A 2,770-nucleotide genomic window follows, 5' to 3' on the forward strand; every position below is an offset into this window, starting at 1 on the left:
TAGGACGCCGCCGAACAATTATTCAAGGCCGCGGCCCCAGCGACTCGCTGGGGCCGCGGCCTTTTTGTGTTTTGCGAACGTGAAGAAGATCGGCAAAAGCGGGACTTCCGCCCAGACGCGGAGGGTCCCGGCATGTCGGACAATGGAGAAGGTACGCGGGCCAGCAGGCCGGCGTCGAAGCCGCGTGGCGGTGGTGGAGTCGCATGCTCCGCCCGCGGTGTAGCTGAAGCAGCAGAAGGAGTCACCACGATGTCGAACCAGCCCCAGGACCGTCCCGAGCGTCGATCGGACGACGGCCGAGGCTACGAGCCCCGGTCCCGCGGGGGCTGGTCCAACGACCGTGGCGGCGACCGCGGTGGCTTCCGCCGCGATGACCGCCCCTCCGGCGGCTACCGTCGCGACGACCGTGACGACCGTCCGCGTCGTGACGACCGTCCGTCGGGCGGCGGGTACGGCCGCGACCGCGACGACCGCGGTGGCGACCGTGGCGGCTTCCGCCGTGACGACCGCCCCACCGGCGGGTACAACCGAGACCGCGGCGACCGTCCGTCGGGCGGTTTCAACCGTGACGACCGTGGCGGCGAGCGCGGCGGTTTCCGTCGTGACGACCGTCCGTCGGGTGGCGGTTTCAACCGCGACCGCGGTGACCGTCCGGCCGGCGGTGGCTTCCGCCGTGACGACCGCCCCTCGGGTGGTTTCAACCGTGACGACCGTGGTGGCGACCGTGGCGGTTTCCGTCGTGACGACCGTGGTGGCGACCGTGGCGGTTTCCGTCGTGACGACCGTCCGTCGGGTGGCGGTTTCAACCGCGACCGTGGCGACCGTCCGGCCGGCGGTGGCTTCCGTCGTGACGACCGCCCCTCCGGCGGCGGTTTCCGTCGCGACGACCGTCCCTCCGGTGGCGGCTTCCGCCGCGATGACCGCCCGTCCGGTGGTTTCCGTCGGGACGACCGTGACGACCGTCCGCGTCGTGACGACCGCCCCTCCGGCGGTTTCAACCGTGACGACCGTGGTGGCGACCGTGGCGGTTTCCGTCGTGACGACCGTCCGTCGGGTGGCGGTTTCAACCGCGACCGCGGTGACCGTCCGGCCGGCGGTGGCTTCCGCCGCGATGACCGCCCCTCGGGTGGCTTCAACCGTGACGACCGTGGTGGCGACCGTGGCGGCTTCCGCCGTGACGACCGCCCGTCCGGCGGTTTCAACCGCGATGACCGTGGTGGCGACCGTGGCGGTTTCCGTCGTGACGACCGTCCGTCGGGTGGCGGTTTCAACCGCGACCGCGGTGACCGTCCGGCTGGCGGTGGCTTCCGCCGCGATGACCGCCCCTCGGGTGGCTTCAACCGTGACGACCGTGGTGGCGACCGTGGCGGCTTCCGCCGTGACGACCGCCCGTCCGGCGGTTTCAACCGCGATGACCGCGGTGGCGACCGCGGTGGTTTCCGCCGTGACGACCGCCCGAGCGGTTTCCGTCGGGACGACCGTGACGACCGTCCGCGTCGTGACGACCGTCCGTCGGGTGGCGGTTTCAACCGCGACCGTGGCGACCGTCCGGCCGGCGGTGGCTTCCGTCGTGACGACCGCCCCTCGGGTGGCTTCAACCGCGATGACCGCGGCGGCGACCGTGGTGGCTTCCGTCGCGATGACCGTGGTGGCGACCGCGGCGGCTTCCGTCGTGACGACCGCCCGTCGGGTGGCGGCTACCGCCGTGACCGGGACGAGCGCGGCGGCGACCGCCGGGAGTACGACGACCGCCGGGGCAACTACGAGCCCGTCAAGCGTCTGCCGATCCCGGAGGACGTCACCGGCTACGAGCTGGACGCGGACGTGCGCCAGGAGCTCAAGAGCCTGCCCAAGACCCTCGCGGACGACGTCGCCCGCAACCTGGTGATGGTGGCCCGCCTGCTCGACGGCGAGGCGGAGGAGGCCTACCAGTACTCGCGCATCGCGCTCCGTCTGGCCTCCCGCGTGGCGGCCGTCCGTGAGGCGGCCGGTTTCGCCTCGTACATGACGCAGCGCTACTCCGAGGCGCTGACCGAGTTCCGCGCCGCCCGCCGGATGACCGGCCGGGCGGACCTGTGGCCCGTGATGGCCGACTGCGAGCGCGGTCTGGGCCGTCCGGAGCGGGCGCTGGCGATGGCCGGCGAGCCCGAGGTGAAGCAGCTGGACAAGGCCGGCCAGGTCGAGATGCGCCTGGTGGCGGCCGGTGCCCGCGCCGACATGGAGCAGTTCGACGCCGCCGTGGTGACGCTGCAGAGCCCGGAGCTGGCCTCCAACTCCGTGCAGCCGTGGACCGCGCGTCTGCGGTACGCCTACGCCGAGGCCCTGATCGCGGCCGGCCGGGCCGACGAGGCCCGTGACTGGTTCGCCAAGGCCGCCGAGGCCGACACCGACGGCACCACCAACGCCTCGGAGCGGCTGGCCGAGATCGACGGCGTGGAGTTCACCGACACGCTCGACCCGGAGCTGGCCGAGGACGAGGCCGAGTCGACGGACGCCCCGGTGCAGAAGAAGCGCGGTGGCGGCGACCACTCCGAGGACCGCGTGATCTTCGAGGACGAGGAGGACGTCGAGGAGTTCTACGACGAGGACGACCTCGAGATCGACGACGACTTCGACGGCGTCGTCCCCGAGCGCGCCCAGCAGGCCGAGGCCGCCGAGGCCGAGGAGTCGAAGGCCGCCAAGGCCGACGCCGACGCCGACAAGAGCTGAGCAGCTCCCAGGCAAACGCCGTGAGGCCCTGCCGTTCCCCGGGAAACTCCGGGAACGGCAG

1 protein-coding gene and 1 pseudogene are annotated in these 2,770 nt (G+C 72.5%); both read left to right on the top strand.

Annotated elements, in window-relative coordinates:
• Positions 1-744: 744 nt before the first annotated feature.
• Positions 745-1,215: pseudogene (locus tag ACWDCZ_RS40065) on the top strand (DEAD/DEAH box helicase); the annotation flags it as partial.
• A 609-nt stretch (positions 1,216-1,824) separates the two neighbouring features.
• Positions 1,825-2,709: a tetratricopeptide repeat protein gene (locus tag ACWDCZ_RS40070; protein WP_375877814.1), complete on the top strand. Its 885-nt coding sequence runs from the start codon at positions 1,825-1,827 to the stop codon at positions 2,707-2,709.
• Positions 2,710-2,770 lie beyond the last annotated feature (61 nt).

This window comes from Kitasatospora sp. NPDC001225 (genome assembly GCF_053597855.1).